This is a genomic window from Trichlorobacter sp., from assembly GCF_030247655.1.
GTDB lineage: Bacteria > Desulfobacterota > Desulfuromonadia > Geobacterales > Pseudopelobacteraceae > Trichlorobacter.
In genome coordinates, this window is sequence record NZ_JAOTRZ010000023.1 from 1 (window position 1) to 26,263 (window position 26,263).

Consider the following 26,263-nt stretch of genomic DNA (forward strand, 5'->3'; position numbering starts at 1 on the left):
TGAAGCTAGAGATAAAGCATTACGAACGTTTTTTGATGCTTTTATGGAAAAATAAATATGAAAGCATCTTTTACTACATTTATAACAGGACTTTATGACCTTAAGCATTATATCAATGGGCTAGATTTTGAATCTGAAATTTTGTCTTCAAGTATGCCCTGTAGAAAAAAAACTACTTGCAAAATTAATATCATGGCATTTAAAATTCACTGGAACACTTCGTATATTAGAAAAAGACGATTCAATTACAATAGTATTATTGTATCACTATATGGTTATCTTGAACAATACATAGAGAATCTCATCAGTAGTACTGCAAGCCTCATTAATGAAGTCGTCCCTTCTTATAAGCAACTTTCTTCCCAAATACAAGATCATCACCTACGACTATCGCTGGACCTTATTAAGAAGGCTGATCACAGTCGATTCCGGGGTAAATTTACACCTGAAAACATCATAGATAATTTAAATTGTTGTCTAAATGGAAGTTCGTCTTATCATTTAAATTGCGAAGCTTTCGCCCAACATACTGCAAATTTCAAGATAGAAGTAATCAATGAAAATCTTAAATTCCTGGGCATTGATAATGCCTGCAACAGATTATTATCTAAACCTATATTTAAAGATTATCTGAAACGTATTTACCCCGAAAGGGACCCTTCCACTATAAAAATTGAAGATGCATTGTCATGTCTTCAAGACCTTGCAGAACGTCGTAACCAAGTTGCACATGGCGTACTTCCTGATGAGCTTCTTTCAAATGACATTCTTTTGTCTTACATAGAGTTCTTTGAAGCTTTCGGCCATGGACTATATGAAGTATGCTATGAATATATTTTGCCGTACATTGTCACATTTCAGGCTGTTCCACTCGGAAAGCCAACTGGAGTTTTTTTGAAAGATCGCGTTATTTGTATCTTCATAGACCAAGCTAAAATTAAAGTTGGCGACGAAATTATTGCACGATCATCTGATGGCACTAGCTTTTACTTTGGAGCAATTGAAGAAATTCAGCTGGAAGATAATTCACTCGCTGAAATCGATATTCAAACTAGAGCAGAAGTAGGGTTGCGTTTACCATTCAAGAATAAGTCTACTTATGACTACTTTTTGCCCAAAAAACCTGTACTTGACATCAATACTTGATTATCCATGCCCATAGAAACCAACTTTGACATTCCCTTTATCGCTGCTCAGGCTCTGCGTGAAAAACAGATCCAGCAGAACTACCGGCCCATCATTGCCGTGCACAAGTGGTTTGCCCGCCGTCCGGGTACCCTGTTCCGTGGGTTGATCCTCTCCGAATACGGCGACAGGCCGTTGAAGGAGGCATTCTTTTCCGCCAACGACTTCAAGGGAATCACCATTGCCGACCCCTTCATGGGTGGCGGCACCCCGTTGATAGAGGCCAACCGGGTGGGGTGCAACGTGCTGGGGTACGACATAAATCCCATGGCCTGGTGGATTGTCAACCGCGAGATTGAACACCTGGACCTGGGAGCTTACCGTGCCGCAGCCACCAGCCTGATGCAGACACTGGAAGGACAGATAGGCGACCTATACCGTACCCGATGCCTGAAATGCGGCTCCGACCAAGCCCATGTGAAATATTTCCTCTGGGTGAAACAAAAGGAATGCCCGCACTGTCATAATACCTTCGATCTCTTCCCCGGTTATCTGTTATCGGAGGACAAGCGCCACCCGCTGAATGTTATGGTCTGCCATGCATGCGGCGACCTGAATGAGGTGGAGGACCGCAAGAACCCCGGTCGATGTGCCTCCTGTTTTGCTGAACTGCGCCTGGAGGGTCCTGCCAAGCGGAACAAGTGTGCCTGTCCCCGCTGTAGTAACGTTATAACCTATCCCACCCCGGAAGCTGGATCGCCCCAGCATCGCATGTTCGCCATGGAGTATCATTGCCGGGCCTGTAAATCTAGCCACGCCGGTCGCTTCTTCAAGCGTCCCGATACTACTGACCTGGATCGTTACGAACAGGCAAAGGCAATGCTGGCGGATGTCAATGTCCGTTTTATACCGGACGACGCGATCCCACCCGGCGACGAGACCGGAAGGCTTCTGCGTTGGGGCTACCGCCACTACCGTGAGATGTTTAACGAACGTCAACTGTTGGGCCTGGAATTGAGTTGCCGGACCATCAAGACCGAGCATGACGAACGGGTTAGAAATGCCCTGATTACCAATCTCTCCGACCTGTTGCGTTACCAGAATATGGTCTGCCGCTACGACACCATGGCCCTTAAATCGTTGGACATCTTCTCGGTACATGGCTTTCCGGTGGGTCTGGTGCAGTGCGAATCCAACCTGCTGGGCATTGCCAACGGCGGAGGGGTGAGCGTGGGGAGCGGCGGCTGGTCCAATATCATTGAAAAATACATGAAGGCCAAGCAGTACTGTGACACCCCCTTTGAAACTTGCCACGATGGTGCCCGCAAGGTGCAGGTGCCGATCACGGGCGAGTGGATTGGAGACAATAGAGGGGATGAAAACGGCCGCACGGTGAGTATCCTTTGTCAGAGCGCCACTAGCACCGATCTGCCCCCTGCCTGTCTGGACGGAGTATTCACTGATCCCCCTTATTTTGGCAACGTGCAGTATGCGGAATTGATGGACTTTTGCTACGTCTGGCTACGAAAACTGGCGGACGGGGCCATCCCGGCTTTTCAATCTCTTACCACTCGTAATCAGGATGAACTGACCGGCAACGTTACCATGGAGCGGGGATTGGCACACTTCACTGAGGGGTTGGCTGCGGTTTTCAGCAATATGGCCCGGGCCTTGAAACCGGGCCGTCCTTTAGCCTTTACCTACCATCATAATCGGCTGGACGCGTACCATCCCTTGGTGGTCGCCATTCTGGATGCCGGGCTGGCTTGTACTGCAACACTTCCCTGTCCGGCGGAGATGGGGGCTTCGATCCATATCAGCGGCACCGGTTCTTCAGTGGTGGACACCGTTTTTGTCTGCCGCTCCACCGGTGCCGTCTCCCGTCGTTCTCTGGCGAGGACGACCACCGAATTTGCTGGGCTGGTAATGGCCAACCTTGACCAGCTACGCCAGGGGCGCTTGAAACCAACACGGGGGGATAGCCGCTGTATTATCTTCGGCCACTTGGTGCGTTTGGCAGTCTGGGAGCTGCGAATTGATTGGAATACTGCTCTGACCGTTCAGGGGAAGCTGGCAGCTGTGGGCCGTTATATGGCCCTGCTGCCGCAGCCGGAAGATATTGAGGCCGCAGTTTGCGCTGTTGATCTGCCGGTACTACGTACGGCTGTTGGAGAAGAACCAGTCGGTTATCAGGCTGATCAAGATGATATCTCATTTTAGGGGGAAACCATGGCAGGAGAACGTCCTTTTGAGTTAAACCGAGAAGAGCTGGAGGCACGTATCGAGGAGATGGTGGATGCCACCTTTGGCGATATTTCCTCGGAATTTTTACTTATGCCCACGGGAACAGGATTGGTGCGCTACCCTGATTTCCAGGCAGCTTACGAAGTTTTAAAGCGGCATACAGGTGGTTTTAAGAGCGTCTTGCCCGAAACGGTCAGATCTGCTCTTCAGGAGAACAGTCTCGTTTTTGGTGTGCTCCGCGCGGTGCTGGGTATGACGGCCCCTGAATGGGCCGAACTGGCCCGGACCGAATTAGGAAGTGATATCACGCAGGGAGCTGCGCGGAATATTGATAAGGAGTGCAAGAATCCTGACTACTACCGGATGTTAACGGTTCGCAATACAGCCACCAAGACCATTGAGCGGATCAAGGTTCTGATCAGGATCGCCATTCAGTATCTTGAAAAAGGGGCACCTCAAGAACAGGATGGCGTCCTCCACCGCCTGGAAAAATTTGATACTGCCTTTGGACGTGAGTCGCTGGAGCATGCAGCTCGAGAGAATGTTCCTTACGCAGTACTTCTCTACGAACGCTATTTGGGCCGTCCCTTTGCCACGCACAGGGATGCAGTTTCTGAGCTGGTGGGTGAAGTCATGGAAAACGCCGTTGAACAACGATTAAGGGATGCAGGTGTTTCCTACCGCAAGACTGGACGGGCCGAACGGATACCCGGTTTCGGACAGGCTCCGGATTTTTGCATTCCCGATGAAGTCAATCCTGTGGTTATTATTGAGGCCAAGATCACCAGCGACGATGGCACTGCCAGGGATAAGGTGACCAGGATCAAAGAATTGGAGACCCAACGGAACAAGCATGTAAGCGAGGGAAGGACTTTCTATGAGGTGGTAGCCTGCATTGATGGTCGAGGATTCCGGCAACGTCGGGCCGACATGCGTGATCTTCTCTTGCGCCTGGACGGCAAAGTATTCACCGCCGCTTCACTGGACAAAATAATTGCTGCTACCCGGATCAACACTTTCAGTACCCGATGATTTCCGGCAGATTCGGGAGTTTTAATGTTTGAGCGTCTGAAGGCGATGTTGATCAAGGAATTTATTCAGACCTTCCGTGACCCCCGGATGCGGGTGGTGCTGTTTCTTCTGCCGATGATCCAGACCGTTATCTTCGGTTATGCGGTTAATATGGATGTGCGCCAGATCCCCACGGCGGTGATTGATCGGGATAATTCTCCCCAAAGCCGTGAGCTTTTGACAATGCTGTTCGCTTCCGGGCATTTTCGCCAGGTGGCATACCTTGATGATGAACGCCAGGCGGCCAGGATGCTGGATTCTGGCAGGATACGGGTGGCTGTCGTCATTAACCACGGCCTTGCAGAAAAGTTGGGACGTGGCCAGACAGCCAGCGTACAGGCGTTGGTTGATGGTTCCGACTCTAACACCGCCGGGGTGATTCTAGGCTATCTCTCGCGCTTTAGCGAGGCCCGTAATATCCAGTTGCTAACGGAACAGGCGGCCCGTAGTGGTGCTCCAGTGCTGCCTGGCGCGGTGCGGATGGAGAGTCGGGCCTGGTTTAACCCGGATCTGGCCAGCCCCCCCTTTTATGTCCCGGCGGTGATCGCCAACATTCTTTACATCATCACCATGTTGTTATCGGCCATGGCAGTGGTGCGGGAGAAGGAGATCGGCACCATCGAGCAGGTGATCGTCACCCCGATTCGCAAGTCTGAGTTTATTCTGGGCAAGACCCTGCCGTTCGTGCTGATCGGCTATGCCAACGTGTTCCTGATCAGTCTGGTGGGCTGGCTGGTGTTCCGGGTGCCGGTGCGGGGCAGCATGCTGCTGTTAATTCTGACTACCGGCCTATTCCTGATGAGTTCACTGGGGAGCGGCCTGTTCATCTCCACCATCAGCCAGACCCAGCAGCAGGCCAAAATGAGTGCATTCTTTGTCATCTTTATCGCCATGCTGCTGTCCGGTTTTGCCTTTCCGGTTGAGAATATGCCGGAGCCGGTGCAGTGGCTGACCGTGATTAATCCGGTGCGCTGGTACATGGAAATTATTCGGGGGCTGTATCTGAAGGGGGTGGGGCTGATGATCCTTTGGAAACAGGTACTAATGCTGTTTTTAATTGGCAGTGTCGTGCTTGGGGTCGCGGTGGCACGCTTCAGGAAGACCGTCGGGTGACTTTGTTCTGGTTGACAAGCGCAGGGTGACTGGTTAAGGTCATCGGTCTGTATTTGCATCATAATTTGACGAGGTGATACATGAAAAAGATGGTGCTGTGCCTGCTGCTGGTTAGTTGTCTGGTATGGAATAGCTCGGCCCGGGCTGCCGATGAGATGGACCCTAAAAAACAGGCTGAGCTGATGGAAAAAATCAAGAAACTTGAGCAGCAGATCAATGAATTGACGGCACTGAAATTGAAAAAACAGTCAATACCTGCCAAGCGTGATCAGTGTATGAAGGTGGTTGGTGTTGAAAACTACTGCACCTGTGTGGTGGAAAAGCTGCCTGCATCGGTTGATTATCGCCAGTTTGTACAGGTTCTGCTGACCCCTGCCAAAGAGTTGGGCTACGGTGCCATGTCTGCAGACCAGAAAATGGATGTTGATCTGGCTCTGGTGGCTTGGGCCAAATGTGTTGACTACAAAGGGCCCAAAGGTGCCGGGTTTGTTGATGGTCTAATGAACCGGGATACTCTGTTCTAGCCCTGAATGATAGTTGTCTGTGCGCCAGATAAAAAGGGGGATACCGGTTTTCGGTATCCCCCTTGCTGATGCATGGTGTAAAGTGCTGTTACTTTTGGTAGCCCAGCTTGGTTGAAATTTCTTCTGCTGCCTTGATCGCCAAAGGAAGCAGTTCCTTGGCAATCCGCTCATCAGAAAAACGCATGGAAGGACCGGAGATGCTGACAGCTCCGATAATCCTGCGGGTATAGTCACGGATCGGCGCGCTGACACACTTGACCCCTTCGTCAAGTTCTTCATTGTCAATGGCATAGCCCTGTTCTGCAATCTCAGCCAACTGTTTTTTCAGAACTTCACGGTCAGAAATGGTATTGGCAGTAAATTTTTCCAGTTCCCGGTTCGGCAGATATTGATCAATCTCTTCGCCGCTCATATAGGCGATCTGGACCTTGCCGGCAGCGGTGCAGTAGGCAGGCAGCCGTGAACCAACCCGGGGAACGACCCGTACGGTCATGGTGGTTTCAACGCTGTCCAGGTAGATGATGTGGAAATCTTTTAAAACCGCAACATAGGTTGTCTCGTTGCAGGTTTTAACCAAATCTTCAATGACCGGTTTTGATTGACGCAGCAGGCCCATTTGCTTGATAAAGGTTTGTCCCAGTTCCAGGGTTTTTAAGCCCAGACGATAGTTTTCGGTTACCCTGTTTTGTTCAATGTAACCACGGGATTCAAGGGTGGCCAGCAGGCGGAAGACGTTGTTTTTGTGGAGTTTAAGTCGTTTTGACAGCTCTGTAACGCCCAGTTCGTCCGTTTCTCCGTGGAACTGCTCCAGCAGATCAAGGGCGTGGGACACAGCCTGAATAAGATATTCTGATTTTTCTTTTTTTGCCATTGGTGTCGGTTCCTGAAGGGTTAGGATGGTGAAGTTTACTGTTACTTAACTTACTGTTGGGTCTATTATATAGAATCTTGTTTTATAATTGTCAAGTATGAATAATTGCATTATATTTTTACCGTAACGTCTGGCTTTATTGCATACTATCTGCCTAAAAATAAAACAAAGCGGAGCGGGCATGCTGAATTTAAGAAAGAAAATTCTGGTCGCGATAGACGGTTCTCCTTATTCGGATAAAGCTGCTGAAGAAGCGGTGCGGATGGCTGCCGGAAACCGAAGTCAGTTTAAAAGCAAGGTTTTTGCCCTGTTGGTGGTCCCCAATGCACAAAGCTCAAGCTATTCTGACTTTGTTCCGGTCAAGCCGCTGACTGAGACAGAGCAGTGGGATGATCTGCGTAAGCGGATCTTCTATATTGTTGAAAAATCTGCCGCTGAATATGATGTGCCCCTTGAGATGATTGTTGAAGCAGGCGAACCGGCGGAAAAACTGGTTGAATTTGCCAAGCAGGAAGGGGTGGATGTGATTGTGATTGGTAGTTCCGGTAAAGGCTTTCTTGAGCGTCGCCTGAAAGGTTCTGTTTCCCGGCGGGTGGCTGAGCTGGCGCCCTGTTCTGTCTATCTGGTACGAGCGTAATACTGTTTTGGGGGACTCCCCGTATTTATATTTTGAAAGGTGTTGTGATGTCTCGTTTTGTGCTTGCTCTGGTGTTGTTGCTTTCCCTGTCCTGCCCCGCATTTTCTGCTGTAGCCCCTGAAGTCTCTGTCCCGATCCTGCTGTACCATCGCTTTGGCCCCACCGTGGCCGATGGCATGACTATCACCACCCCGGTCTTTGAATCTCATATGAAGTACCTGCACGACAACGGCTACAAGGTGATTCCGCTGCGTCAACTGGTGCAGTGGTACCAGGGTAAAGGCACTGCACCGGCCCCGAAATCTGTCGTGATTGTTGAGGATGATGCCCATAAGACGGTGTATAGCGATATGCTGCCGATCATCCGCAAGTACCGCTATCCGGTTACCATTTTTGTCTATCCTTCGGCCATCTCCAATGCCAAGTATGCCATGACCTGGGACCAGCTGCGTGAACTGAAGAAGACCGGGCTGTTTGATATCCAGTCCCACACCTACTGGCATCCCAACTTTAAGCGGGAAAAGCGTAAGTTAACTCCAGCGGCCTATGACAAGCTGGTGATGGAGCAGTTGCTGAAGTCCCGTAAAAAGCTGGAACAGGAGGTAGGAGGGCCGGTGGATCTGCTGGCCTGGCCGTTCGGTATTTACGATGACCACCTGCTGCAGAAGGCCAAAGAAGCCGGGTTTGTCAGTACCTTTTCTATCGAGCGCCGCCATGCTACGGCCAGAGAAAAGCTGCAGATCCTGCCCCGTTACCTGCTGGTCAATGCCGATAAGGGAAAGGCCTTTGTGCAGTTGATGCAGGGGAATGCAGTTAAAAGGAATGTGACCTATTGAGCAAGGATGAGCCTGCCAAAAAACACCCCTGCCCGGATTGTCGCTTTTGCCAGTGGTGTTCCGATGATCGTTGCAACCTGTGCCTTAGAAAGGACTGCTGCCGCAAGCAGCTTTCCCAGGCAGAACAGATTGCGCTGTATGAGGCATTGAACAGCAAGAAGCAAACAGACTCCTAGCCCTATCATCTTTAAAGCGGTTTCTACCGTAGAGTACGCAGATAAAAACAGAGTAAAAACAAATAAATAAATCTAAAATCCTGTTTTTGCTCTGCGAACCTCTGCGTACTCAGCGGTAAACTGCTTTTTATGGGATCATTACCCTTTTAGCTCTGTCAGAAAATCAGACATACGCTGTACATCCTCCAGATCCCGAAACTCCCGGTAGCCGTCAATGCCATCAGAATCAAAACCGCGATAATAGAGCGGTCTGGCGCTCTTCAGGCCTGAAAGGGCCTTACCGGTGGCATAGCTGGCATCTGATAGCCTGTCTGCCTTCAGCTTCAGGCCCAGCACGATACTGAATCCCAGTTGGAACAGCCGCTTCAGATGCTCACCGGTAATGATTTCAGCCCCCATGGCTTGATCTCCGTTGCACAGGTGTTCAAGGGCAATATTCAGATAGCCGTACACCCTCTCAACCACCGACCGCATATATTCTGTATCAGCAAGATGGGCCTGATCAGCCACCAGTGCGGTGTTGATGAGGTAATTCAGCTCCATGCGGAAGAGATCCGAATCAACCAGCGGAATAACCTGCTCCAGAAACGTGTTGCCGAGCACTACGGTTCTGGGAAGGCTGCTCGCTTCATCTGTTTGCACCAGTACTTTGCCGGTGTCAGGGATAAACGTATCCGGGTTGATACGGGAATAGATTTCAAGCGCCTCGTCGTGGGGGGGGAACCCAAGATCGGCCAACCGCCCGGATTTCAGGTGATAGCACTCCTCTTCTGATTCACTATCAATTTCACCACTGACACTTTCCATCAGCGCAACGTACAGGGGATTATCGAAACGGCAGACCCGTTCCAGAAAAGCGCCGATTACCTGGGCGTGTTTAGCATTTTTAAACTTGAGCAGGAATACGTCATCAAAGGTATGATCCCAATCCATCTGACGTTCTTCATCGTTATTAATATCACCGATGCCACCTGCAACAATAATCTCTCTGCCCAGAAAGAGAGAGAGCAGATTGAAATCAATATGGGGCAGCAGCTCCTGAAAATGCTCCTCAGACCCTTGCAAAAGGTAGCCTAGATACTCCACCGCCTTGTCCTCTTCAAAGCTCCAGCCTTTCCAGAGTTCCATGTCCAGAATAAAGACACACTGACGTGGATTTGCCACCCCCAGCAACTCCACTGCATCCGCAGCGTCAATTTCCTTAAACAGCCAATATAACTCCTGGGGGAGCATCGCCCGTATCAGCCTCATCGCATCCGGGTCGGCTAAAATAAGCTCAATTTTGTCTGTGGGGGGCAGGCTGGCGAGATAGGCGCGTTTTTCTTCAATTGGAAGCTGGTGAAATATTTCTTCATTGCCCTGTAGGCTGCTTATGTTCTGTTCCACGAGCTACTCTCCTTGTTTTGCAATAGCTGATTTTGTGGGGGCTGGTGAAAAGAAAACGGATGCTGCTGAGTAGCAACACCCGTCTCTCATCATGGCGAACCTGGAGCGGTTTACAGTAGCTTGATCCCGGCCAGCTCCTTGGAGCGTTTAACCGCCGCATCCACCGCATCCATCAGCAGGCCGTGCAGTCTGCCGTTTTCCAGGGTGTGCAGGGCGGCGATGGTGGTGCCGCCGGGGGAGCTTACCCGGTCCCGTAGCACAGCCGGGTGTTCGTTGCTTTGCTGCAGCAGCTGGGCAGAGCCCAGCACGGTTTGGACAGCCAGGCCGGTGGCTACGTCACGGGGCAGGCCGTTTTTTACTCCGGCATCAGACAATGCTTCGATGAAGGAGAAGACATAGGCCGGGCCGCTGCCGGAGAGGCCGGTGACGGCATCCATCTGGCGTTCACCCACCTGATAGACTGTACCGACCAGTGCAAACAGTTCTTTTGCCAGCGTAAGATCAGCCTCGGTAGCGCGTCTGCCGCCGCAGATAGCGGTGGCGCCAGCCTGTACCAGGGCGGGGGTGTTGGGCATGGCCCTGATGATCCGCACGCCGCTCTGAAGTGATTCTTCAATGATGGTGGTGGAGATACCGGCCATAATCGAAAGGACCAGTTTCTGCGGGGTAATCGTATTTTCAAGTGCCGAGAGTACGCTGGCCGCCATCTGGGGTTTGATGGAGAGTACGATCAGGTCCGCTTCCTGGGCTACTTCACTGTTGTCATCAGTGGTGCGGACCGACAGGGTTGAGGCAAGGTGAGCGCGGCGGTCCTGCATCGGGTCAGCAACTATAATGTTGCGCGGTGCCATGCCGCCGGTAATCAAGCCTTTGATGATCGCCTCGGCCATGTTGCCGCCACCGATAAATCCTGTTGTGCTGTTCAGTAGCATCATGCGCCTCCGGTTCTGCTTTCTATCGACGTTGGCTGGGCCAGTTCTGGGGACGGCTTTTTGTCGCTGGTGCTGCTTTTAGTGATCAACATCACGCCGACACAGACCAGTGCAATGCCGCCCCAGCGCAAGGGAGAAACCTCTTCATGCAGGAGATATTTTGCCAGTATCGCCACCAGCACGTAGTTAAGGGCCTGCATCGGCAGGGCCACTGAAAGATCTTCCCAGGAAAGTACGGCCAGCCAGAGGAAGAAGAACAGGGCCAGCATGGCAGTGCCGAGTACTATCTTCCATTCGGTCATGGCCCGGAGGGCCACCTCCATGATGCCGCGCAGGTTCATGGTGGAGAGGTCCCCCAACTGTTTCATCCCTTTGGCCAGCAGGATGTCGCCAACGGTGCCGGCAGTGACTGCAATCAACATAATGACAATAGTTTTAAGCATACGGTTTTAATTCTCCGCGATAGTTTGTTAAGGCTATATCCAGCTGTTGCAGCCGTTCCCGTACCTTGGGTGAGAGCAGGGCAGCCAGTTCTTCTGCATGTTTGTAATCAGGCATCCGGCGGGTGATTTCGGCATCGGGCAGCATACCGGGGTGAAAATAGATCTCTGACCTGCCCGGTTGCAGTCGCTCCAGTATAGCCAGCAGGTATTCCTCAGTTATGCAGCCGGAGTTGAGTACCCCTTTGACCTCTACAGCGGTCTCGATTTCCTGCCGCTCGAAAGCCGTTTCGGCAAAGTTCGCCAGACTGCCAAAGATGACCCGCTCAATGGTCTTGCCCACCATGCGGGTCCGGTCAAGTCGCAGGTTTTCTAACAGCCGCTCCCGGGTAATCCGAAAGCTGGTGATGCCGTACCGCGGCATTAGTTCGGTCAGCAACATAAAGACCGTGGGGTGCATCTGGATGTTCAGGTGACCATCAATGTGCGAAAGGGGAATGCCGGTCTCTTTTATCTTGATGATCTGGGCCTCTATCTCGCACTGCAGCTGCATCCGAATCGTTGGGTCAAAGAACAGCTTCATTCCCACCGACACCGGATTGTCAGGAAAACAGCCATTGGCTGCAACCAGTCCGGGGATTTTTTCCGGCGGCAGTACCGGCTTGCCCTGTACCAGAGTCAGGTGCAGGCCTACTTGCAGGCCTGGATTGCGTTTGGCAATCTCCACCGCTTCATCAAAGGCATCTCCACCCGGCATTAGCGAAGCCTGGGTCAGAATCCCCAGTTGCCAGGCCTGCTCCACGGCCCGGTTGACGCCGGGAGAAAGTCCGAAGTCATCGGCATTGATAATCAGCTCTCGCAAGATTGGCCTTGCTTGCGCTTACGCATGTATTCCAGATACTGCTTGCCTTCTTTAAGCAGCTTGCGGCGTTCTTCGCCATCCACAATCATCTTGCCGATGCTGCGCAGAATGTACTTGGGCCGGAAGTAGAACTTGTTATAGAACTCCTCCACCGAGTTGAAGATCTCGGCGTTGGTCAGGTTGGGGTAGTTGATGACACACTTCTGGTGGCCAGTGCTGTCGATAAAGTCATCGGAGGCGATCCAGCCCTGCTCCTTGGCCATGGTATAAAACTCGGTGCCGGGGTAGGGGGAGGCCAGTGAGGCCTGAAGGGAGTTCAGGTCCAGTTGTTTGGCGTACTCAATGGTTTCCTGGATGGTCTCTTTGGTCTCACCGGGCAGGCCCATGATAAAGGCGCCATGCACCGACAGACCCAGCTTCTTGCAATCTTTGGTGAACTGGATCGCCTGTTCCTTGGTGACCCCTTTTTTGATGTTTTTAAGGATCTGGGCATTGCCCGATTCATAGCCCACCACCACATGGCGCAGACCAGCCTCGCGCATGATCTTGAGGGTCTCGTAATCGCAGTTGGCTCGGGAGTTTGCGGTCCAAGAGATCCCCAGCGGCTTCAGCAGGTTGGCCACATTGCGGGCATGTTCACGGCTGGCGGTAAAGGTGTCATCATCAAAGGATAACTCCCGCATCTCGGGGATATTGTCCACAATCCACTTCACCTCTTCGTAGACATTCTGAGCTGAGCGCAGCCGCATCTGACGACCGGAGAAGGTCTGGGGCCAGAGGCAGTAGATACATTTTGAGGGGCAGCCCCGGCTGGAGTAGATGGAAACGTACGGGTTCTTGAAGTGGGGGATCACATATTCAGAGATCGGCAGATCGCGCTTGTAGACCGGCGCCACAAACGGCAGCGCGTCCAGATCTTCAATCAGGGGGCGATCCGGGGTATGGATCGTCTTGCCATCCTTGATAAAGCTGATGCCATCCACTTTGGACCAGTCGCGGCCTTCACACAGCTCTTTGGTGGAGTAGTCAAATTCACCGCGGCAGACGATGTCGATGATGCCGTTGCCTGCCTTCAAGGACTCTTCCGGCAGGATCGAGACATGGGGGCCGGTTAGTACGGTGACGATATCCGGCTTAACCTCTTTGATCCGGCGGGCGGTCTCAATATCAATTGCCAGGGTGGGGGTAGAGGTGTACATCACCACCATATCAAACCCTTTGGCTATGGTCAGGCAGTCTTCCAGAGTAAACTTTTGTACCGGGGCATCCACCACACGGCTGCCTTCAATCATGCCAGCGGGAAAGCAGAGCCAGGTGGGATACCAGAATGAGGTGACTTCCCGCGATGCCTGATAACGGGCACCAGCGCCACCATCAAAATCCTCAAAGGTAGGGGGATTGAGAAAAAGCGGTTTCATTACAACTCCTTGACTGTTGACGAAATGATATACAATAGAGGAGTTGCGGTGTAAAAGTCAAGCGTAGTACAGGGGTTGGAGGTGAAAAAGGGCAGCCGTCCGGCTGCCCTTTGTTGATTGATGGGGTGGATTACTTCTTCTTTGGTTCTGGTTTTGCTGCAGCCTTTTTGTCATCCTTTTTGGCCTGCTTGGCAATGATCTTGTCCTTGATTTTTTCGTAGACCGATTCGGGTAGCACTTTTTTGGATACCAGTTGTGTCTTGTTGGCGTAGGGGCGGTTAACCACAATCTTGGCTATGTAGGCGTCGCCGAGTCCTGGGATAGCCTTCAGTTCTGTATCACTGGCGCTGTTGATATCCACCAACTCCTGCTTGGCAGCAGATTTTTTGTTTTCTGCTGGCTTGGTTGCTTCAGGTTTTGCCACCGTGGTTGTCTTTTTTGCCGGTTCTGCTGCAAGGCTGAGGGCAACAGAAAAGGTCAGCGCAACAATGGTGGTAATGGCCTTGATCCAGAGTGTTCTCATGTGGTGGTTCCTCCTTGGTGTAGGGATCTTCTGCTGCCGGTTGTAGCAGCCGTATCCGGTGGCTGTCAATTTGATTTTTGACCTGGAACTGTTGTTATTCCGGTTGTTTTGGGGCGTGTTGCTGGGTCTGATGACGGTTCATTTGGTGGTGGTGTTGTGTCTCTGTTGTTTGTGTAGTGCGCCCTGCCGGTTGTTGCAATGCATCAACGTTGCATTGCAACAAATGCGATTGCGTCAGGTAAAGTGGCTTGTTGCATAAAATGCCCTAGTGTTGCTGTTGCATGTGCAACGTGGTCTTGGTCGGCAGATTCGTTTGTTGAAATACGCCGAAGAATTATGACGCTGATTATAAGTTGCTGTTATCGTTATATTTGTAAAAAATATTTTTGCTGATCCAACTTTTGGCACGGGCCTTGTAATAATAAAATCAAAAGCAACGCACCCGGAAGTTTTCGGTTCACCCATTACAAATGGTTCTAAAAACCAAAGGAGGATGTCATGAAAGCAAAAACTAATTACTCGGTCCTGTTGGCTGAAACCACCGCAAAAGGTAGCTTGGCAATTTTCGCTGGTGCAGTACTTTTCCTGGGTGGTTTCGTTACCTGGTCAGCAGCAGGCGCTCTCAGTGGTATTGTCAGCCTGTTCAACTAACCTGCTACTGATTCTTTACTACTTCAAACACCGGAGGATACAGCCATGAAAGCAAAAGTTAGTTACTCTGATCTGAATGATCGCAAATATATTGGTAGAACCCTGGTGGTATTTGGCATGTTTGCCGCAGGTGCAGCCCTGAATATCGCCTGGCCAGCTCTGAGCCACATTGGAAGCCGACTGATCGGTTAAGAAAAAACATCTCTGGCTGGTCTTGAGACAGGAAAGGCCCGGTTTATAACCGGGCCTTTCCTGTCTTTTCTTCCGCTTGTCAGACCGGCTAAAAACATGCTATACAATCGGGCCTTTGTTGTACATTCAAGCCATGAGGAAGGAATTAACATGAGTCACCAGCGTAAGCCAGAGATCAACTTTAACTACATCTACAACTACAACTACAACCCGGTCTACGCCAACGGTGTGCAGGGGGGATTCACTCCCCGTGGTGAGCTGGTTGCCCATTTTTATCAGGAACGTCCTGCTCTGCCAAAAGAGCTGACCCATGAAATCAGCCCGGAAGGTGGTATCGGTGCACTGGTTGAGTCTGAGCCTAAAAACCTGAACGGTACCATGGTTCGCTTCATTGAAACCGGTATTACCATGAACTTCCAGACCGCTGCCATGCTGCATGCCTGGTTGGGTGAGCAGCTGGGCCAGATGCAGGCTATCATGAAGGCACAGCAGGAGTTTATGGACGGTGGCGCTGCAGAGGCTGCACAGGAAGGCTAGGAACAGGCAGCTGTCGTCCCGGTATGGGCACCTCTCTTTGTCAGGCATAGGAAAGTAAGAAATGGGTTGTCCCTTGGGATAACCCATTTTTTTGTGCTCTGTGGGTGAACTGCTCTTGGATTGTCTGTACATCAGTTGCTGGTTGCTTGTGCATGCAATGTCTGGTTGAAAAGGCTGCTGCAACAGTTTGCGGTTTGTTTGTCATTAAAATCATAAGGGTTTTTCAGGCTGTTGATTTTGGTCTGCTCTGTGCAAACAGGGTGATGGAGCCGGTATTTGATATGCGAGTGAAAGGAGTTTGTATGTCTCGACGTCTGTTTGTGCCGTTGGTGGCTGCGTTGCTGGTCATCGCAGCTCTGGGGGCAGTAGCAGCGGTGAATATCATTGAAGCGCCTGCTGTTACGGTTGTGCCTGAGGTCTATAAGGGTGGCGAGGACGGCTACTTCAGGATTGTGACGAAGTTGCCCAAAAGAAGCTCAAACGAGCGTCTGATACTTACTCCCAGAGTTGAGGAGGGGGATCTCTTTCTGGTGACCGTCACCCAGGCGCCGCCCCAAAAAGGAAAACATGCCCGTACAGATGGTGCTAAAACAGAACAGGCGGAAGAACTGATTACGGTTACCGGCCGGTATCAGAAGGCCGGCCCGGGCCGGTTGGCTATCCGCAGCCGTAACACCAAGGGTGACCTGCTACGGCTGACCTTTACCCTGCCGGGAGCTGATGTCACAACCGACGCAACAATCCGTACTGAATGGGCCAAGCAGTATCAGTGGTCACTCTGGGCATCGGACCCCAATGGTGAAGATCCGTACACTCAGTACTGGAATCTGGCGGTTGCCCCCCGCTACGGCCTTGATTCCCGCTATCTGGGTAGCAGAAGCCGCTCCCGTCGCGAGACTCCTGATTTGTACAGCGTCTTTACCGGTGCTGCCGCCATTCAGGAAACACTGCAGCTTGAACTGCTGGACACAGCACCCAGGCGGTCAAACAGCCAGAACGCATCGGCAAAGGTTGTGGAAGATGTTGCACTTTCAACCCTGCAAGGACCGCAGGTCAAATCCCATCCCTTTAAGGAGATGCTGAAGGGGAGAACTCCCGCGCTACCTCTGCTGGCATCGTACATCCCTGACGATCAGTATGCCGTGTTCTTTGCCAACATCAACAAGCAGATTGAACTGGCCGACCTGATGGATGAATGGGGCGGTAACCTGCTGCGTCAGGTGGAAAGCAACGCTCAGGATTTCAAGGTGCGGGAGAAGGTCAGCAGGCAGCTCTGTCTTGAGAACAGCATGCTGACCAGAATGTTTGGTGACCGGGTTGTGGCTGATATGGCCATTACCGGCAGCGACCCGTTTCTGAAAGAGGGGACGGCGGTTACCGTGCTCTTTTCCCTCAAAGATGCTTCACGTTTTCGTAAGCAGATAGAAAAACAGTATTCCGAAGCAGTTAAAACCCGCGGTGCCGTCCGTTCTGAACTTGTTGCGGCCGGGAAACGGGTGGTGGCGGTGGTAACACCAGACCTGCGCGTCTCATCGTATATGGTGCTGGCAGGCAATCTGGGAATTGTTTCAACCAGTAAGGCAGCCCTGGAGCGGGTGTTGGCCGTTGAAGCAAAACAGTCACCGGCGCTGGCCCAGGCCGACGACTTCCGCTACATGCGCACCATCTTTCCCCAGGATGCCAAGGAAGAAGATATCTTTATCTACCTCTCGGACTCCCATATTCGTAATCTGGTGGGGCCCCAGTGGAAGATTGCCGAGGCACGCCGGATGCGTTGCAGCGCCAACATGGGGCTGATCGCCAATGCCCGGCTCTGGTTCAAGACGGAAAAACGGCGGGAGCCCACCATGGATGAACTGGTGGCCGGAGGTTATCTTGGGAAAAATCCGCCGGTCTGCCCGGAGCATGGCACCTATGCAATCGACAAGCAGGGCGAGGTCTACTGCCCGGTGCATAACCGTCCCGGAAAACTGACCCCGCTGAACGAGTTGAAGCTTACGAAGGTAACCCCTGATGAAGCCTCGCAGTACAGAGACTTTGTGGCGAACTATAACCGCTACTGGACCCAGTTTTTTGATCCGATCGGCATTCGGGTCAAGCTGGGGCAGAATATCCGCATTCAGACCTGCATCCTGCCGTTGATTGAAAACTCCTGGTACGATGGTCTGGCCGCCTTCTCTGGCCGTACGCCGGGTCTGGTGACCGACAGTGCCGTGCTGCCGCGAACGGTCTTCTCTGTGCGGGGACATATGGCCCAGGATTGGCTTGAAAAGAGTGTGCTGGGCAACAAGCGGGTCTACCGGAACAATCTGGAGCTGGATTGGCTGGGGAATGAAGTTGCCATCAACCTGTGTGATGGTCAGGTCCTGTTTAGTGCAGATGGCCGCCTCGCAGGCCTGCTGGGGCATGAGGTCGGGCGTTCTTCTTCGATTGAACCGTTGATCATCGGCTATCTGGCCTCGGCCATCAACCTGCCGACCTACCTGACCGTCAAGGTCACTGACCCGAAAAAGGCGGAACAGTCCATTCCTGAACTGTTTCGGGCCATTGGTCCCCGTGAATACAGCAGCCGTGATGAACTCTCGCTGGAAACCTACACCCTTGAAAACCATCGCGGCAAACCGATCTATGTGGCTAACTTCACGTTATTTGTGGTCAAGCTGCGGCTCTACACCGCTGTGGTGGATGACCGGCTGGTGATCGCCTCCCGGCGGGATATCATAACTGATCTGCTGGATGCCTCAGCCAAAGGGGCAGCCAAAAAGGTGATAAAGCATGATGGCAATATGGAGCTATCGGTCTATCGCTCTGCCTTCAAACAACTGGAAGAGGCCTCCAGTATCGGTTACCAGGAGGATATCCGCCATGCCTGCCAGAAAAATCTTCCCCTGGCTGCAATCCTGATGCGTAACCTGGGTGTGCCGTCAGCTGGTTTTGCTTCCACGGCTGAGGCGTTGCGCGGCTATCAGCCCTACTGTCCATCAGGCGGAACCTATCGTCTGGATGAAAATACCGGTGCGCTTGTCTGTTCGGTTCACGGTAACCTGCATAATCCCAAGCAGCCGGCCTTCAGTGACCAGGCTTCACCCACCATGCGGCTGATCAATTCGCTGGATCGGGTTAATGCCCGGCTGACATTTACGCCGGAGGGGCTGATGACTACCGTGGATATTCAGCGCAAATCAGGCAAGAAGTCCTGGTAGAAACAAACTATCCCCCGGTTTCGATTGATCGAAGCCGGGGGATAGCTGTTTTAAGGGTGAGAGGCCGTTGATTAGCCGTTCAGCAGTTTGACCGTTGCCCGGCCGTCTGCGTAGTAGTCGATGATATTCAGGCAGCCGTAGTTCTGTTCAATGTTAAACATGTTGACCAGCGGCGCACCAATGGCATTCAGCAGGATGATCCGGTTCAAGCCGCCATGTCCCACCAACAGCAGTTCCTGGCCACGGTGCCGCTCCAGCATTTCACGCACCACCGGCATGGCCCTGTCCTCCACATCCAGCAGGTTTTCCCCCTCCGGTACCCGGTAGTTGACCAGATCGTTCAGGCGGGCCTGCCATTCATTGGGCCAGCGGCTCTGAATCTCCTGCCAGGTCAGACTTTCCCAGATACCGATATTCAGTTCGCGCAGTTCAGAGCGGTGGACCGGCTCAATCCCGAACTGTTCACAGATAATGTTTGCGCCAATCTTGCAGCGGGTCAGGTCGCTGGAGTAACAGGCTGAGATATGGCTGTCAGCCAGACGGTCCTTCAGCTGGTGGTACTGTTCAACTCCAAGGTCGGTCAGGGCAACATCAGCGTGGCCGTTATAGCGGCGTTGTTCATGGCCTTCAACCTGGCCATGACGGATCAGGTAGAGGCGGGTCATACTGGTCATAGGTACCTCGTCAGTAGTGTAGTGGCTGCGGTAATGGCAAGCAGGGTCAGTAGCTCGGAGATTTCACTGCTGAAACCGACAATGTCACCGCTGATCCCCCCCAGGCGGTGGGTGAAGTAGCGTTTGCTGCCGTAGCCCCAGGCAACGGTCAGGCAGAGGGCGACGATTCCGGCTGAATGGCCCAGCAGCCAGCAGAGCGGGATGGTGCAGGCCGCTGCCAAAGAAAACTGGCTGCTGGTGATGCCGGAAAGGAAGCAGACCCCCAGCCCGTCACTGCGTGCAGCTTTTGCATTGGTCATGACCAGCACCTGGGTAAAACGGGCCAGGACCGGGAACAGCAGCAGGGTGGCCCGCTTCAGGTAGATCGGCACCGCCAGCAGGGCGGCATATTTGAGCAGCAGCAGCAGGATCAGCGCCACAGCACCAATGGCGCCAATCTGTGAATCTTTTATGATCGCCAGAAATCGTTCCCGGCTTCCCCGCGCTGCCAAGCCATCAAAGACATCAGCCAGTCCATCCAGATGCAGGGCGCCGGTGATCAGGGCCAGCAAGGCCACCAGCAGGGCATCGGTCAGGTGGCGGGGAAAAAGCAGGCTTAACCCTAGATCAGCCAGCAGCAGCAGTCCGCCGATGCACAGCCCCACCAGTGGAAACCAGGCGGTTGAACGGCCCAAGTCATCAGCCTCACAGCGCTTGGGTGAGGGGACCGGCAGAATGGTCAGAAACTGCAGGGCGATCAGGAAACGGCGCATCGTTGGTCCTATTCCTGTTTTCCGGCAACACCGGCCTGCTCAAAGGTGGCCATCTCCAGCAGGATCTTGACACCGGCCTCAATCAGCTGCATGGCCAGTGCCCCGCCGGTCCCTTCACCCAGTCGCAGGTCAAGGCCCAGGATCGGTCGGGCGCCGATCCGCTCCAGCATGAAACGGTGGCCAACTTCCACTGACTCGTGGGCTGCAAACAGGTAGTCCCGTACCTGGGGATGCAGTTCAGAGGCGATCAAGGCCCCGGCGGTAGAGATAAAACCGTCCACCACCACCGGAATCCGGTTGGCCACACAACCCAACACCAGACCGGCAATGGCGGCGATCTCCAGCCCGCCCACCTTGGTCAGTACATCCAGCGGCTCAGTCGGGTCAGGCTGATTAACCTCAAGTCCTTTTTGAATAGCGGCAATCTTGATCTGCAGGGCCTGGTCATTGATGCCGGTGCCGCGATGGGTAACCTCTTGCGGTGAAAAACCGCCGATGGCCGCTATCATGGCTGATGAGGGGGTGGTGTTGCCGATCCCCATTTCGCCGGTCCCCACCAGGCCAACGCCTTCCGCCTTACACTGGTCAGCCAGTTCAATCCCCACTGCCAGGGCTGCCAGGGCCTCTGCGCGGGTCATGGCCGGTCCCTTGCTCAGGTTACGGGTGCCACGGGCCACCTTCTTGTGGAGCAGACCGGGGCAGTCCTCAAAATCAAAATCAACCCCCACATCCACCACCCGCACCTCGGCCCCGGCATGGCGGGCCAGCACGTTAACCCCGGCTCCACCGCGCAGAATGTTCAAGACCATCTGGGGAGTCACCTCTTTGGGAAAGGCCGAGACCCCTTCCTCCACCACGCCGTGGTCACCGGCAAAGGTGAAGATTACCTTTTTTGCAAGATCCGGGGCCGGTTTGCCGCTGATGGCCACTACCTTGCGGGCAAATTCCTCCAGACGCCCCAAGGAACCAGGAGGCTTGGTCTTGTTATCCAGGCGGGTCTGGGTCTGGTGCAGCAGGTCGGTATCAAGGGGGATAATCCGCGCCAGTGTGGCTTCAAGCAGGTTCATGGTGAGTCCTTCGTGGTTGTTGGTTATTTGAGTTTCAGCGGAATACCGCTGATACAGACATGAACGTGATCGCAGCAGGCAGCCAGAATCTGGTTGGCCTGTCCGGCAATGTCGCGGTAGAGCCGCCCCAGCCGGTGTTCCGGCACAATCCCCTGGCCGACTTCATTGGTTACCAGCACCACCGGGGTGGACATTCCCCGCAGGGTGGTGGCCAGACGATGGACATGGCTTGCGATCTGCTCTTCGCAGCCGGGATCGTTTTCATCGCAGGACAATAGCAGGTTAGAAAGCCAGAGAGTGACGCAATCCAGCAGGATGACGCTGTAGATGCCGTCAATCCGTGCCAGGGTCTGGGGGATCATCAACGGTTCTTCGATGGTCTCCCAGGAGTTGCCACGACGAAACTGGTGCCGATGGATACGTTCCTCCATCTCATCATCCAACGCCTGGGCCGTTGCCAGATAACAGGCCAAACCGCCAAAACCGAGGGTCAACTCTTCAGCAAAACGGCTCTTGCCGCTGCGTGCGCCGCCGGTGATCAGGGTGTTGTGAGCCATTTGGACATACCTCCTGCTGTCATACGTAAAAACCCCTGTTCCTGAAAAAGGAACAGGGGCACGGAAACCATGTTGAACAGAGCACGGCTTCAGTTCCTCTTTCCCCGGAGGTTCCTTGAAGCGCGTGTCAGAAAGGTGTTCTGGCTTCTACCAAATACTGCCGGATGGTTACAGTTGCGGGACAGCGCGGGAGTTACACCCTCTTCCCCTTGCCTGACACAGGGACTGTTTTTGTAACAGGGGGGTAGGGAAAAGTCAATTGGCTTCCGGCCCTACAGGATGTCAGTCTGGTTGGCCGTATATCAGAACCTGATACTGCGGATCCCCAAATAGGTAATTAAATGGAAGACGCCAGCCCTGCACTACATCTTCAAGAAATGGCTTGGTACTCCCCAAATTTTTCTCTGTATCAGCGGTTTAACGGCTCTGAGGCGCACCAGCATCGCGAGTTTTTCCGCGCCGACTGCGTGCCGCCGATGTTTGGGCTATGTGCTATGCAAGCTCTACTTTCAATCTTTTGCGGAGTGCCAGTGCAGCTCTTTCAAGGGTTTGCAATGTTACAGAAACATTATTAGGATCAAGCAACCTGTCCAATGCCGAGCGGCTTGTATGCATTTTGCTTGCAAGTGCGGATTTTGATAGTTTTGATTTCTGCATTTCTTGCTCGATCTGTAAAGCAACAATACGCAGACTCTGCATCAGCCAACAAGCCTTCTTCTTTCAGAAAATCGTCAAAATTTGATCCTGCGTGAATGTTGTTCATTGTTTTTACCTCCAATAATTAGCGAGTCGAGTTTTTCTGTGTTTAATTCGTTTTGAGGTGTCTTGTTTTCCCCTGGTTTTCCTCAAAATCCTTTACTTTTATAACATACATGGTATATTTGACCCATGGTTTTTCATCTTTCATATTACAATGAGACTGTCGAGGCTGAGCTTGATGCTTGGCCCGTTGGCTTGCGTGCTCGATTTCGAGCATTAACCGTACGCATGGAAGAATACGGTCCAAACTTGGGAATGCCCCATACGCGTGCGCTTGGTAATGGCCTTTTTGAAATCCGCGCCAAGGCAGAAGAAGGAATCGGAAGAGCATTTTTCTGCACGATGGTCGGGCGAAAGATTGTAATTCTTCATAGTTTCATCAAAAAGACGGACAAGACACCAAAACGGGAACTCGACATAGCGCTCACTCGGCAGAAGGAGGTAGTTAACAATGAGCTATAAGCCGGTTTCGTACCACCCCAAGAAAAAATTGGAAAATGATCTTCAAGACCCCGATTTCAAACAGGCATGGAATGCCTTGGATGATGAGTTTGCAGCTTTGGATGCCTTGCTTGCGGCACGCCGTCAGGCGGGGATGACTCAGGAGCAAGTGGCAGCCAAAATGGGTGTTTCTCAGCCATCGCTGGCGAGAGTAGAAGCATCGCTCGGCTCTCACCGTCATTCACCGTCTCTTGAGATGCTTCGCAAGTATGCTACCGCAGTAAACTGCAAACTGGAGATTAAGCTGATACCACAGCACTCATGACATCTTCTTTACCCTTTTAGAAAAGAGGGACAACCCAATTTTTACTAACTGGGGAGTCCCTGGTTTTTTCCTGATGGCATGAAGGGCAAAAGTGACGGCGTTTGCAGGAGAAGGCAACCAGGTGTTCGTGGCCGCAATCATCGCAGCGGACACGCAAGAGCAGTGGGGTCAGGTCTTGAAACATCACTTTTTACTCAGAAACTAACTTTTCAAGACCTGACCCCGTGTCTTCATTTACGTGCGCAGGCTTTTCGGCTTCTGGAGAGATTGGGAATGCCCCAGAGATTTTACTGAGGATTCGGGACTCTCCCAGGAGGAACACATCGTCCGCCTTCGCATACACGCTCACCTTTACACTCAATGTCCCTAGTACAACCGGCTGTCGTGGTATTTGGAGTCACTATTTCCATACGTTGCACACCCACCTGGCTGTCTGCGCATTTATATGCATCTCCCTCGTACAGTCCATGAGTTAGGCTGATTCCACTAAAAGTAGTCACAAGATGAGTAGCACCTAGTTCTGCAGCTTTATTCCGTCCTTCACCCATAGCAGCGTGCATGCACGATGTGGGATCTACGCAGGCCATTGAGTCCGCTGAAACGTGACCGATACGGGTACACGCCGAGACCTCTTGAGTGTTGTTTGTCATGTAGATCTGCCTTGCACCGGGGCTAAGGCTTACACAACCAGCCAGCAAAACTGGTAACAACGTGAAAAAATACTAAAATTAGTGAATCCTATTCTCATCTTTATTTCTCCTAGTTCAGGTCTATGATGGATTGGCGGAGTGATATTCAACTGACCAACGGGGCGGGAGATCGCCGGCCATCAGGCCGGTGAATCTTCCTGATTATGCGTATGAAGCCCTCTAGCCTTTAGCTGTCCAAGGTGCTTAGTTACATCGTCTATGAACTGATTTATGAGTTCCTTTTGTTTTCTCTGGCTGCCTTCAATGACCTGCTTAAAGCTGATCTCGTCAAAAGGAAGTTGGAGCTCATTTCTGACGCACTTTAGCAATGGAGGGAGTAATTCGGTGAGAATGGCAATTTCAGACTGACATTCCCTAGCCAGTCCCATTTGAGCTGGAAATAGTTGAAGTTCAAGTTCTATCTTTTCTTCCGAAAGTTCATATATTCGCTTCCGTTCAAAATCATTGTTTTGCTCGATAGCTGCCCACCGTTGCTTATCGGTACTGCCAGCTAAATTAAACTCCTTCATCAGGCTTATCATTCTATCTCGTTCTTCTAAAGCCTTGTCTAATTGTGTCTGAATGAAAGATATCCGTTGCTGGAGAACACCGTGCTTTATACGCTGATGTGAAAGACGAAGAATGCCGCCGGTTAGTTCTTCCATGAAGGCGGTAAATGCCTTTATGGTATCATCACTCGCAATTACGTTAACTTTTGTGATTGATGGACTCTTTTCTTCAAATGATTCCATCAATTTATTATATTCAATATTAAAATTTCCAATGCGACCAACAAGTACCAACCCAGCGGAAATTGCTTCTGCAGCCGCTAGATAAATCTCCTTCCTCAGGTTTAACTCTCTTTCAAGCTTTTTCATTTCACGGTCATGATCTAGTTGAATTTTAAGGCGCTTAGTGTTTGATCGATTCGTGATAACAACCCCAGTTATTGTGAAAAACGATCCCACTACCACCCCCCAAAAGGTGGTAGGTATTTTCTCAATCAAGGCCAATAACTCCATAAAACAATTCCTTTTCACTTAACTTCTTATTGAACGGTTCACGCGCGCGCGTGAACCAGCTGTCTTCCCCAATGGAATGTTTATCCACTGCTTTTCTCTACCCACTCATACCGCAGATCCGGCCAACTGCAAGCCGCTATGATGCCAGAGGGCCATCCGGTCTGGCTGCCAGTAGATCCTCTTTGCTCAGATAGACCCGGTCGGCTGCCTCTTTGACACAGTGCCGGATAAAACGCCGCCAGCGAGTTATTGAGACAATCACGATCCCGGCTATCATCCCAAACCAGGCCAGCAGATAAAAAATAAGATCAACCTGACCAAGCAGGAAGATGCGGTAGTTGCAATAGGCCAGCAGGCCAATCAGCACAGAGGCCATGAACACCGTATCAATAAAGCTGAGGCGGCCGATGACGAGTATGCGTTCTGCATCGGTTTGGAAGCGGATCTCTCCGCCATAGATCGTGGAGAGCGGTGCCCAATCCCAAAACAGCCGGAAAAGGCCGGTGGAAAAGTTGATCTGGCTTTCGTCGTACACCGTGGTTCTAACCTGCTCAACCCGCAGAGAATCGGCAATGAAGTAGAAAAGCCCGTTAAATGTCAGTTTTGGGTATGTTGTGAGATCAACCGGAACGGTTACTTTGATACGCATTCCGCTTCCTTGTAAAGGCCAACGGGGGCTGTCTGGTGGTAAGCAGGTCTATGTACCATGATAGCGCCTGCTGCTATTACTCGAACAGTGGGGTTGAAAGATAGCGTTCTGCACCGTCGGGAAAAATAACAACAATTGTTTTGCCGCTGAATTCCGGCAGACGGGCCAGGCGCACGGCTGCTGCTGCTGCCGCACCGCTGGAGATGCCGACCAGCATCCCTTCTTCCCGCGCCAGACGTTTGGCAAAGTCAATCGCTTCATCGCCATGTACCAGTTCAACCCGGTCAACCAGGCTTAGATCAAGGGTGTCAGGTATAAAACCGGCGCCGATCCCCTGGATTTTATGGGGCCCCGGTTGCAGCGGTTTACCTGCCATCTGCTGGCTGATGACCGGGCTTTCAGCCGGTTCAACCGCCACCGAGAGGATCTGCTTGCCCTGCTGCTGCTTGATGTAACGGGAAATGCCGCTGATGGTGCCGCCGGTGCCCATGCCGATGATGACATCCGTCACGCGGCCCTCGGTCTGCTCCCAGATTTCGGGGCCGGTGCTCATGACGTGTGTGGCGGGGTTATCGGGGTTGTGATAC

General features: G+C 52.2%; 28 protein-coding genes, 1 pseudogene and 1 riboswitch. Of the genes and pseudogenes, 13 read left to right on the plus strand and 16 right to left on the minus strand.

Annotation, left to right across the window (positions count from 1 at the left end; translation table 11 throughout):
- Positions 1-57 precede the first annotated feature (57 nt).
- The 5 genes from OEL57_RS03590 to OEL57_RS03610 all read left to right on the plus strand — a co-directional run bounded on the left by OEL57_RS03590 (position 58) and on the right by OEL57_RS03610 (position 6,077).
- On the plus strand, positions 58-1,146 hold the full coding sequence (locus OEL57_RS03590; protein ID WP_300737165.1) for an MAE_28990/MAE_18760 family HEPN-like nuclease: 1,089 nt from the start codon (positions 58-60) through the stop codon (positions 1,144-1,146).
- 6 nt (positions 1,147-1,152) lie between these two features.
- A complete protein-coding gene (locus tag OEL57_RS03595; RefSeq protein WP_300737167.1) occupies positions 1,153-3,345 on the plus strand; it encodes a DUF1156 domain-containing protein in 2,193 nt (730 codons plus the stop codon).
- Between the two features lie 9 nt (positions 3,346-3,354).
- Positions 3,355-4,401 (plus strand): hypothetical protein, encoded by a 1,047-nt coding sequence (locus OEL57_RS03600; protein ID WP_300737170.1) that lies wholly within the window; start codon positions 3,355-3,357, stop codon positions 4,399-4,401.
- A gap of 24 nt (positions 4,402-4,425) precedes the next feature.
- Positions 4,426-5,553: an ABC transporter permease gene (locus tag OEL57_RS03605; protein WP_300737172.1), complete on the plus strand. Its 1,128-nt coding sequence runs from the start codon at positions 4,426-4,428 to the stop codon at positions 5,551-5,553.
- An 80-nt stretch (positions 5,554-5,633) separates the two neighbouring features.
- The gene (locus OEL57_RS03610; protein ID WP_300737175.1) at positions 5,634-6,077 is read left to right on the plus strand and encodes a hypothetical protein; all 444 of its coding nucleotides are present in this window, start codon (positions 5,634-5,636) and stop codon (positions 6,075-6,077) included.
- An 88-nt stretch (positions 6,078-6,165) separates the two neighbouring features.
- Here the strand turns inward: OEL57_RS03610 and OEL57_RS03615 are convergent, their stop codons facing one another.
- The gene (locus OEL57_RS03615) at positions 6,166-6,948 is read right to left on the minus strand and encodes an IclR family transcriptional regulator (protein ID WP_300737177.1); all 783 of its coding nucleotides are present in this window, start codon (positions 6,946-6,948) and stop codon (positions 6,166-6,168) included.
- Positions 6,949-7,129: 181 nt separating this feature from the next.
- Between OEL57_RS03615 and OEL57_RS03620 the strand changes: the two genes are divergently transcribed.
- Positions 7,130-7,585 (plus strand): universal stress protein, encoded by a 456-nt coding sequence (locus OEL57_RS03620; RefSeq protein WP_078789452.1) that lies wholly within the window; start codon positions 7,130-7,132, stop codon positions 7,583-7,585.
- Positions 7,586-7,632: 47 nt separating this feature from the next.
- Positions 7,633-8,421: a polysaccharide deacetylase family protein gene (locus OEL57_RS03625; protein ID WP_300737180.1), complete on the plus strand. Its 789-nt coding sequence runs from the start codon at positions 7,633-7,635 to the stop codon at positions 8,419-8,421.
- A gap of 314 nt (positions 8,422-8,735) precedes the next feature.
- On the opposite strand, the gene OEL57_RS03630 is transcribed toward OEL57_RS03625, so the two are convergent.
- From OEL57_RS03630 to OEL57_RS03655, 6 genes are all read right to left on the minus strand, one after another.
- Positions 8,736-9,983 (minus strand): DUF6178 family protein, encoded by a 1,248-nt coding sequence (locus OEL57_RS03630; RefSeq protein WP_300737183.1) that lies wholly within the window; start codon positions 9,981-9,983, stop codon positions 8,736-8,738.
- A 110-nt stretch (positions 9,984-10,093) separates the two neighbouring features.
- On the minus strand, positions 10,094-10,918 hold the full coding sequence (gene proC / locus OEL57_RS03635) for a pyrroline-5-carboxylate reductase (RefSeq protein WP_307726425.1): 825 nt from the start codon (positions 10,916-10,918) through the stop codon (positions 10,094-10,096).
- Positions 10,915-11,358 (minus strand): EamA family transporter, encoded by a 444-nt coding sequence (locus OEL57_RS03640; protein WP_300737186.1) that lies wholly within the window; start codon positions 11,356-11,358, stop codon positions 10,915-10,917. The genes proC and OEL57_RS03640 overlap by 4 nt, the downstream gene beginning before the upstream one ends.
- A complete protein-coding gene (gene hpnK / locus OEL57_RS03645) occupies positions 11,351-12,217 on the minus strand; it encodes a hopanoid biosynthesis-associated protein HpnK (RefSeq protein WP_300737188.1) in 867 nt (288 codons plus the stop codon). The genes OEL57_RS03640 and hpnK overlap by 8 nt, the downstream gene beginning before the upstream one ends.
- Positions 12,205-13,635: a hopanoid biosynthesis associated radical SAM protein HpnJ gene (hpnJ, locus tag OEL57_RS03650; RefSeq protein ID WP_300737191.1), complete on the minus strand. Its 1,431-nt coding sequence runs from the start codon at positions 13,633-13,635 to the stop codon at positions 12,205-12,207. The genes hpnK and hpnJ overlap by 13 nt, the downstream gene beginning before the upstream one ends.
- A gap of 130 nt (positions 13,636-13,765) precedes the next feature.
- On the minus strand, positions 13,766-14,158 hold the full coding sequence (locus tag OEL57_RS03655; protein WP_300737194.1) for a ComEA family DNA-binding protein: 393 nt from the start codon (positions 14,156-14,158) through the stop codon (positions 13,766-13,768).
- 498 nt (positions 14,159-14,656) lie between these two features.
- On the opposite strand from OEL57_RS03655, the gene OEL57_RS03660 reads away from it, so the two are divergent.
- The 4 genes from OEL57_RS03660 to OEL57_RS03675 all read left to right on the plus strand — a co-directional run bounded on the left by OEL57_RS03660 (position 14,657) and on the right by OEL57_RS03675 (position 18,741).
- The gene (locus tag OEL57_RS03660; RefSeq protein WP_300737197.1) at positions 14,657-14,809 is read left to right on the plus strand and encodes a hypothetical protein; all 153 of its coding nucleotides are present in this window, start codon (positions 14,657-14,659) and stop codon (positions 14,807-14,809) included.
- A 45-nt stretch (positions 14,810-14,854) separates the two neighbouring features.
- Positions 14,855-15,001: a hypothetical protein gene (locus OEL57_RS03665; RefSeq protein WP_300737199.1), complete on the plus strand. Its 147-nt coding sequence runs from the start codon at positions 14,855-14,857 to the stop codon at positions 14,999-15,001.
- Between the two features lie 150 nt (positions 15,002-15,151).
- Complete coding sequence (locus OEL57_RS03670) at positions 15,152-15,538, plus strand: hypothetical protein (protein WP_300737200.1); 387 nt, start codon at positions 15,152-15,154, stop codon at positions 15,536-15,538.
- Between the two features lie 302 nt (positions 15,539-15,840).
- Complete coding sequence (locus OEL57_RS03675; protein WP_300737201.1) at positions 15,841-18,741, plus strand: hypothetical protein; 2,901 nt, start codon at positions 15,841-15,843, stop codon at positions 18,739-18,741.
- Between the two features lie 71 nt (positions 18,742-18,812).
- On the opposite strand, the gene cobC is transcribed toward OEL57_RS03675, so the two are convergent.
- From cobC to OEL57_RS03700, 5 genes are all read right to left on the minus strand, one after another.
- Complete coding sequence (gene cobC, locus OEL57_RS03680; RefSeq protein ID WP_300737203.1) at positions 18,813-19,415, minus strand: alpha-ribazole phosphatase; 603 nt, start codon at positions 19,413-19,415, stop codon at positions 18,813-18,815.
- On the minus strand, positions 19,412-20,167 hold the full coding sequence (gene cobS, locus OEL57_RS03685) for an adenosylcobinamide-GDP ribazoletransferase (RefSeq protein ID WP_300737206.1): 756 nt from the start codon (positions 20,165-20,167) through the stop codon (positions 19,412-19,414). Before cobS ends, cobC begins: the two co-directional genes overlap by 4 nt.
- A gap of 8 nt (positions 20,168-20,175) precedes the next feature.
- A complete protein-coding gene (gene cobT, locus OEL57_RS03690; RefSeq protein WP_300737209.1) occupies positions 20,176-21,234 on the minus strand; it encodes a nicotinate-nucleotide--dimethylbenzimidazole phosphoribosyltransferase in 1,059 nt (352 codons plus the stop codon).
- A gap of 23 nt (positions 21,235-21,257) precedes the next feature.
- Positions 21,258-21,791 carry a bifunctional adenosylcobinamide kinase/adenosylcobinamide-phosphate guanylyltransferase gene (gene cobU, locus OEL57_RS03695; RefSeq protein ID WP_300737211.1) on the minus strand — a complete coding sequence of 178 codons (534 nt, stop codon included), beginning with the start codon at positions 21,789-21,791 and terminating at the stop codon, positions 21,258-21,260.
- A 113-nt stretch (positions 21,792-21,904) separates the two neighbouring features.
- Positions 21,905-22,023, minus strand: a riboswitch (cobalamin riboswitch).
- Positions 22,024-22,368: 345 nt separating this feature from the next.
- Positions 22,369-22,554 carry a hypothetical protein gene (locus OEL57_RS03700; RefSeq protein WP_300737213.1) on the minus strand — a complete coding sequence of 62 codons (186 nt, stop codon included), beginning with the start codon at positions 22,552-22,554 and terminating at the stop codon, positions 22,369-22,371.
- 125 nt (positions 22,555-22,679) lie between these two features.
- Between OEL57_RS03700 and OEL57_RS03705 the strand changes: the two genes are divergently transcribed.
- Both OEL57_RS03705 and OEL57_RS03710 read left to right on the plus strand, forming a co-directional pair.
- Entirely contained in the window at positions 22,680-23,012 is a 333-nt protein-coding gene (locus OEL57_RS03705; RefSeq protein WP_300737216.1) for a type II toxin-antitoxin system RelE/ParE family toxin, read from the plus strand.
- Positions 23,002-23,316, plus strand: a complete 315-nt coding sequence (locus OEL57_RS03710) for a helix-turn-helix domain-containing protein (protein WP_300737219.1) — start codon at positions 23,002-23,004, stop codon at positions 23,314-23,316. Before OEL57_RS03705 ends, OEL57_RS03710 begins: the two co-directional genes overlap by 11 nt.
- Before the next feature lie 52 nt (positions 23,317-23,368).
- Here OEL57_RS03710 and OEL57_RS03715 read toward each other — a convergent pair.
- The 4 genes and pseudogenes from OEL57_RS03715 to OEL57_RS03730 form a co-directional block, all read right to left on the minus strand.
- Positions 23,369-23,473, minus strand: a pseudogene (locus tag OEL57_RS03715) (transposase zinc-binding domain-containing protein); the annotation flags it as partial.
- Positions 23,474-24,145: 672 nt separating this feature from the next.
- A complete protein-coding gene (locus tag OEL57_RS03720) occupies positions 24,146-25,027 on the minus strand; it encodes a hypothetical protein (RefSeq protein WP_300737222.1) in 882 nt (293 codons plus the stop codon).
- 136 nt (positions 25,028-25,163) lie between these two features.
- On the minus strand, positions 25,164-25,676 hold the full coding sequence (locus OEL57_RS03725) for a hypothetical protein (protein WP_300737224.1): 513 nt from the start codon (positions 25,674-25,676) through the stop codon (positions 25,164-25,166).
- Between the two features lie 76 nt (positions 25,677-25,752).
- Positions 25,753-26,263: PLP-dependent cysteine synthase family protein (locus OEL57_RS03730; protein ID WP_300737227.1), on the minus strand; the 511-nt coding region annotated here is incomplete at its 5' end.

Excerpts from the sequence above, each read along its gene's own strand:
- OEL57_RS03625 (WP_300737180.1), top strand. The coding sequence starts at position 7,633 with ATGTCTCGTTTTGTGCTTGCTCTGGTGTTGTTGCTTTCCCTGTCCTGC.
- OEL57_RS03610 (WP_300737175.1), top strand. The coding sequence starts at position 5,634 with ATGAAAAAGATGGTGCTGTGCCTGCTGCTGGTTAGTTGTCTGGTATGG.
- cobS (WP_300737206.1), bottom strand. The coding sequence starts at position 20,167 with ATGCGCCGTTTCCTGATCGCCCTGCAGTTTCTGACCATTCTGCCGGTC.
- hpnJ (WP_300737191.1), bottom strand. The coding sequence starts at position 13,635 with ATGAAACCGCTTTTTCTCAATCCCCCTACCTTTGAGGATTTTGATGGT.
- OEL57_RS03670 (WP_300737200.1), top strand. The coding sequence starts at position 15,152 with ATGAGTCACCAGCGTAAGCCAGAGATCAACTTTAACTACATCTACAAC.
- OEL57_RS03615 (WP_300737177.1), bottom strand. The coding sequence starts at position 6,948 with ATGGCAAAAAAAGAAAAATCAGAATATCTTATTCAGGCTGTGTCCCAC.
- OEL57_RS03700 (WP_300737213.1), bottom strand. The coding sequence starts at position 22,554 with ATGAACAACATTCACGCAGGATCAAATTTTGACGATTTTCTGAAAGAA.
- OEL57_RS03710 (WP_300737219.1), top strand. The coding sequence starts at position 23,002 with ATGAGCTATAAGCCGGTTTCGTACCACCCCAAGAAAAAATTGGAAAAT.
- OEL57_RS03720 (WP_300737222.1), bottom strand. The coding sequence starts at position 25,027 with ATGGAGTTATTGGCCTTGATTGAGAAAATACCTACCACCTTTTGGGGG.
- OEL57_RS03590 (WP_300737165.1), top strand. The coding sequence starts at position 58 with ATGAAAGCATCTTTTACTACATTTATAACAGGACTTTATGACCTTAAG.
- cobC (WP_300737203.1), bottom strand. The coding sequence starts at position 19,415 with ATGACCAGTATGACCCGCCTCTACCTGATCCGTCATGGCCAGGTTGAA.
- OEL57_RS03640 (WP_300737186.1), bottom strand. The coding sequence starts at position 11,358 with ATGCTTAAAACTATTGTCATTATGTTGATTGCAGTCACTGCCGGCACC.
- OEL57_RS03595 (WP_300737167.1), top strand. The coding sequence starts at position 1,153 with ATGCCCATAGAAACCAACTTTGACATTCCCTTTATCGCTGCTCAGGCT.
- OEL57_RS03655 (WP_300737194.1), bottom strand. The coding sequence starts at position 14,158 with ATGAGAACACTCTGGATCAAGGCCATTACCACCATTGTTGCGCTGACC.
- cobT (WP_300737209.1), bottom strand. The coding sequence starts at position 21,234 with ATGAACCTGCTTGAAGCCACACTGGCGCGGATTATCCCCCTTGATACC.
- OEL57_RS03620 (WP_078789452.1), top strand. The coding sequence starts at position 7,130 with ATGCTGAATTTAAGAAAGAAAATTCTGGTCGCGATAGACGGTTCTCCT.
- OEL57_RS03600 (WP_300737170.1), top strand. The coding sequence starts at position 3,355 with ATGGCAGGAGAACGTCCTTTTGAGTTAAACCGAGAAGAGCTGGAGGCA.
- OEL57_RS03725 (WP_300737224.1), bottom strand. The coding sequence starts at position 25,676 with ATGCGTATCAAAGTAACCGTTCCGGTTGATCTCACAACATACCCAAAA.
- proC (WP_307726425.1), bottom strand. The coding sequence starts at position 10,918 with ATGATGCTACTGAACAGCACAACAGGATTTATCGGTGGCGGCAACATG.
- OEL57_RS03605 (WP_300737172.1), top strand. The coding sequence starts at position 4,426 with ATGTTTGAGCGTCTGAAGGCGATGTTGATCAAGGAATTTATTCAGACC.
- cobU (WP_300737211.1), bottom strand. The coding sequence starts at position 21,791 with ATGGCTCACAACACCCTGATCACCGGCGGCGCACGCAGCGGCAAGAGC.
- OEL57_RS03675 (WP_300737201.1), top strand. The coding sequence starts at position 15,841 with ATGTCTCGACGTCTGTTTGTGCCGTTGGTGGCTGCGTTGCTGGTCATC.
- OEL57_RS03665 (WP_300737199.1), top strand. The coding sequence starts at position 14,855 with ATGAAAGCAAAAGTTAGTTACTCTGATCTGAATGATCGCAAATATATT.
- OEL57_RS03660 (WP_300737197.1), top strand. The coding sequence starts at position 14,657 with ATGAAAGCAAAAACTAATTACTCGGTCCTGTTGGCTGAAACCACCGCA.
- OEL57_RS03705 (WP_300737216.1), top strand. The coding sequence starts at position 22,680 with ATGGTTTTTCATCTTTCATATTACAATGAGACTGTCGAGGCTGAGCTT.